Origin of the sequence: Pseudoalteromonas sp. (assembly GCF_041613455.1) — a bacterium.
GTDB lineage: Bacteria > Pseudomonadota > Gammaproteobacteria > Enterobacterales > Alteromonadaceae > Pseudoalteromonas.
The window spans coordinates 1-4,814 of record NZ_JBFJHD010000225.1; the positions used below are offsets into that span (position 1 = coordinate 1).

The following is a 4,814-nucleotide window of genomic DNA, read 5'->3' on the forward strand; positions in this document are numbered from 1 at the left end:
CTTAGCCGATGGAGTGCTTAATCATTTACTCACCAATACGCTGCGCTTTGCGCCAGCGATTGACGCGCGCACCTACCTTGCTCGCTATTGTTTATACGATGCATGGCAGTTATATATAAAAACACAGCAGGCGACGATGGCGCCGCCCGCACCCGCTGCGGCAGACGTAATAGGCGCGGTGAATGAGCCTGCGCAACACTTAATCACGCGTAAGCCAACCCATTACTATGGAGCAAGCAGCTCAGTACTTGATTACATATTATTGTCGTGTGAGTTTGATACCAGCTACGACGACAGTTTTTTTGCAGTAACAGACTATCACAGCTACGACCGTCATTTGCTCAACCCCGAATTTGAACGTGACGACCTAAGCACAGATCATGCTGTTGTGTTGATCACTTTGACGCTGCGCAGTTAAAACAAAATATGACATAGCGATCAGTAGTGTGAATAGTTATGCGCGGTGTCTAGCACCGCGGTGGTTACATTACTCTACGCCAATAAAGCCGCCGGTTTGATGTGCCCACAGGGCTGCATAAATCCCCCCTTGCGCTATTAACTCTGCATGACTGCCTTGCTCTACCACACCGCCTTCGTCAAGTACAATCAAGCGGTCCATTTGGGCAATGGTCGATAACCGGTGGGCAATAGCAATCACGGTTTTACCTGTCATTAAATCGTCTAAACTTGCTTGAATAGCGGCTTCGACTTCAGAGTCGAGTGCGCTGGTGGCCTCGTCGAGGATTAATATTGGCGCGTTTTTCAGCAGCACCCGTGCGATTGCAATGCGTTGTCGCTGCCCACCTGAAAGGGTAACGCCGCGCTCACCCACTTGTGCAGCGAAGCCTTTATTGCCTTTTATATCAACTAAATCGTTAATAAATTCAAATGCTTTGGCTTGTTTAGTGGCGCTTATCATGTCAGCTTCGCTGGCGTCTGGTCGGCCATATAAAATGTTATCTTTTACCGAGCGGTGCAGTAGCGATGTGTCTTGGGTTACCATTGCAATATAGCGGCGTAAGCTTTCTTGGCTTACATCGGTAATGTTTTGCCCATCAATTTTAATGCTACCTGAGTCGGTATCGTAAAAACGCAGCAATAAGTTAACCAGTGTTGATTTACCGGCGCCTGAGCGACCCACTAAGCCAATTTTTTCACCGGCTTTAATCGATAAGTTTAAGCCATTGATCACCGGGCTGCGCTGAGTCTCGTTTACGGCTTTGCCATAGTTAAAGTGCACATCTTTAAACTCAATTGCACCTTGCGTTACCTTGAGCGTGGCTGCATCGGTTTTATCGGCAACGGCGATTGGGGTAGACAGGGTTTTCATACCATCAGCCGCAGTGCCAATATTTTCAAACAAGCTGCTCACTTCCCACATGATCCACTGCGCCATGCCGTTTAATCTAAGGGCTAAACTTACCGCCACAGCAATGGCACCCGCGCTAATTGCGCTCAGCGACCATAAATATAAAGACAGCGCCGCTACTGAGAATACCAACAAATAATTTAAGCTTTGGATCACCACATTTAAACTGGTAACCAAACGCATTTGCTTATAAACCGGTTGCAAAAATACATCCATACTTTGTTTGGCGTATTGCTCCTCACGCTGGGTATAAGAGAACAGTTTAATGGTGGTAATATTGGTGTAGCTGTCCACAATGCGCCCAGTCATTTCTGAACGCGCATCGGCTTGTGAACTAGCAATGCTTTTTAACCGTGGTACAAAGTAAAGTTGCACGCATATATATAACGCCAGCCACACTAGTAGTGGGATCATCAAGCGCCAATCGGCTGCGGCAACTAAAAACACCATAGAGCCAAAATAGACTGTAATGTACATTAGTACATCGAGTAACTTGGTCACCGCTTCGCGTACTGCCAACGACGTTTGTAATACTTTAGTGGCGATACGTCCGGCAAACTCATTTTGATAAAAACTAACACTTTGACGCAATAAGTAACGATGCGCTAACCAGCGTATCGACATCGGGTAATTGCCTAACAGTGCTTGATGTAAAATGGCCGAATGAAAAAACACCACCACAGGTAACACAATCAATAACATAACAGCCATTTTTATTAATGCTGGCTGCTGCTCTTTAAATAACGTTTGTGGTGTGTAAAGCGTTAACCAGTCTACAAGTTGCCCCATGTAGCTAAATAACGACACCTCTAAAATGGCTAACAAGGCGGCACTGATTGACATAAGCACTAACGATAAGCCCATGCCTTTAGTGTAATGACGACAAAAAGCAAATAGCGTATTAGGCGGTTGGGTCGGCTTATGGTTTGGAAACGGCTTGGTCATCCGCTCAAATAATCGATACATTTTAATAGCTTAAAAATTTTTATAAACGAGCTTCACTATACCACTGTCAGCGGTTAATAGAGAAACGAGGCAACATTTTTTTGCTTAGATAATGAATAAATTGTTACTTAGTCTGAACTCTACTAAGAGAGTTACTAACGCCGTTAACGCAGAAAATACTGACTAGAGATCGATTTATTTTCCAATTCTCAAGTTACTTAGCCCATAACTATTTATGTTTATCGCAAAAGCATTGCTCATAAGCGCTGCTTGTCTGTAGGGTGAGTTTATCTTTACGAGGAGTTTATTATGCGCAATATACGCTTAAGCAAGGTCAAAAAATTATTACACTGTGGCAGTCTAATCGGTGTTTGCTCTCTTGGTATGAGCGCCAATGCCACAAATACTGATGTTGCCATTGATGCGCAGCAACAGCTGCATAATATTGCTAATGCGGTATCGGCGCAGCGTATTGGCAATGATATTCAAACTTTAGTTAACTTTGGTACGCGCCATACCTTGTCAGACACGCAATCACCTACCCGTGGCATTGGCGCTGCAAGGCGTTGGATCAAACAAGAATTCGAAAAAATATCCGCACAATGCGGCGGCTGCTTAGAAATACTAGAAGTAAAAGACACCATTTCGGGTGAAAAACGTATTCCTAACCTCACTGAAGTGGTGAATATTATTGCTATTCAGCGCGGTATTAATGAGCCAAACCGCATGGTGATGATGTCGGGTGATATCGACTCTCGCGTAAGTGATGTGATGGATTTTACCAGCGATGCACCGGGTGCTAACGATAATGCATCGGGAGTGGCGGGTGTCTTAGAAGCGGCTCGCGTACTGAGCCAATATAAATTTAATGGCTCAGTGGTGTATGCCGCGCTTTCGGGCGAAGAGCAGGGACTATTTGGTGGCAAAATTCTTACCGCGTATGCTCAGCAGCACAATTGGAACATTCATGCCGTACTTAATAACGATATGATTGGTAATATTACCGGCATTAATGGCGTAACCGATAATACCACGGCGCGCATATTTTCAGAAGGTACCCGCGTAATCGAAACAGCGCAGCAAGCACGTACCCGTCGCTTTACCGGCGGCGAAGTGGATTCGGCGAGCCGTAATTTAGCACGCTACATAGACACTATTGCCGATAAATACATTGCTAACTTAGATACCATACTGGTTTACCGCCTAGACCGATTTGGTCGTGGTGGGCATCATCGTCCCTTCAACGATGCCGGCTTTGCGGCGGTACGTATTATGGAAACCAATGAGCATTACCACCGTCAACACCAAGATTTACGCACTGAAAACGGCACTGTTTACGGTGATACCATTGACGGAGTCGATTTTGCTTACGCCGCAAAGTTAACCTCATTAAATGCGGTAAGTTTAGCCTCTATGGCATGGGCACCGGCACCCCCGAAAGGGGTAAAAATTACAGGGGCGGTGTCTGGTGATACGCAGTTATCGTGGCAGCCAGCAAGCGATAATACGATAGCCGGTTATCGACTTTATTGGCGTTACACCAGTGAGCCACAATGGCAATTTAGTAAAATGGTGGGCAAGGTAACGCACGCGACGCTAAAAAATGTCGTGATTGATAACTATTACTTTGGTGTGGCTGCTGTTAATCAGCAGGGGATTGAGTCTCCGGTGGTGTTTCCTGGTGATGTAGGCGCATTTGAGCATAGCGTAAATTAATAGAATCGGCTAAAAACCACGCAAACAGCGGCTTTTAGGGTAGATAAAGCGCTTTTAGTGCTTGCACCTTATTTGCTAAGCCCTTAGAGTGTTAAAAAAGAAGTAAAAGGTTATTAATAATGACACAACAAGAAAAAAAACCGTTAACAGCAGAGCAGCAAGCCGAAGCAGAAAAACAACAGCTATTATGGCAGCGTGAATGCTTTCAAAATGCGCAAAAGCATTTAGCCGAAAAAGGCATTCTGCCGAAAACCGTGATTGAAAAAGACAGCCGCTTTTTAGCGCCGTTATGTGCGCTATGGAAGTTCAAAGCGCAAAACGGCAAAGATTACTGGGTGATCACTGGACGCTTACCTACAGATCATGCCCAAGTAAGTGCGGCTAAAGATGCCCGCGAAGCGCTGCGCTATTTTTCATTGCAATGGCAGTTAAAGGCAGATCAAATAATGAGTACCGGTGTACGTGATAAAACGCAGGTGGATTTTGCTAACTTATTAATTAATCGTGCCCATGGCTTATACGAAATGCACGATAATGATCAACTGTGGGCGAATGAGCCTAAATAACCAGCTCAGAGGTTAAATAACAAAACTAAAAAAGCGAGCTAGTAGTTTTTACTAGCTCGCTTTTTAATGGGTTAATGTAAATGGCCGGGTTTCAAATTGCTCAACAGGGCACTGCATACGTTGGCGTGCTATGCCAGCTTCCATAAATACATTACCGTGTTGCATAAAGCCGTTTTGTTTAAACAATTCCACTTCATCTAAAATACAGTTAATACTGA

The 4,814-nt window shown here is 44.8% G+C and carries 3 protein-coding genes and 2 pseudogenes; 3 read left to right on the forward strand and 2 right to left on the reverse strand.

The window, feature by feature from the left end:
- Nucleotides 1-418, forward strand: a pseudogene (locus tag ABYB02_RS14725) (endonuclease); the annotation flags it as partial.
- Nucleotides 419-487: 69 nt separating this feature from the next.
- Here the strand turns inward: ABYB02_RS14725 and ABYB02_RS14730 are convergent.
- Nucleotides 488-2,335: an ABC transporter ATP-binding protein gene (locus tag ABYB02_RS14730; protein WP_372763163.1), complete on the reverse strand. Its 1,848-nt coding sequence runs from the start codon at nucleotides 2,333-2,335 to the stop codon at nucleotides 488-490.
- 363 nt (nucleotides 2,336-2,698) lie between these two features.
- On the opposite strand from ABYB02_RS14730, the gene ABYB02_RS14735 reads away from it, so the two are divergent.
- On the forward strand, nucleotides 2,699-4,030 hold the full coding sequence (locus ABYB02_RS14735) for a M28 family peptidase (RefSeq protein ID WP_372763165.1): 1,332 nt from the start codon (nucleotides 2,699-2,701) through the stop codon (nucleotides 4,028-4,030).
- Between the two features lie 119 nt (nucleotides 4,031-4,149).
- Nucleotides 4,150-4,596 (forward strand): DUF4826 family protein, encoded by a 447-nt coding sequence (locus ABYB02_RS14740; protein WP_372763164.1) that lies wholly within the window; start codon nucleotides 4,150-4,152, stop codon nucleotides 4,594-4,596.
- A gap of 63 nt (nucleotides 4,597-4,659) precedes the next feature.
- Here the strand turns inward: ABYB02_RS14740 and ABYB02_RS14745 are convergent.
- A pseudogene (locus tag ABYB02_RS14745) lies at nucleotides 4,660-4,814 on the reverse strand (GNAT family N-acetyltransferase); the annotation flags it as partial.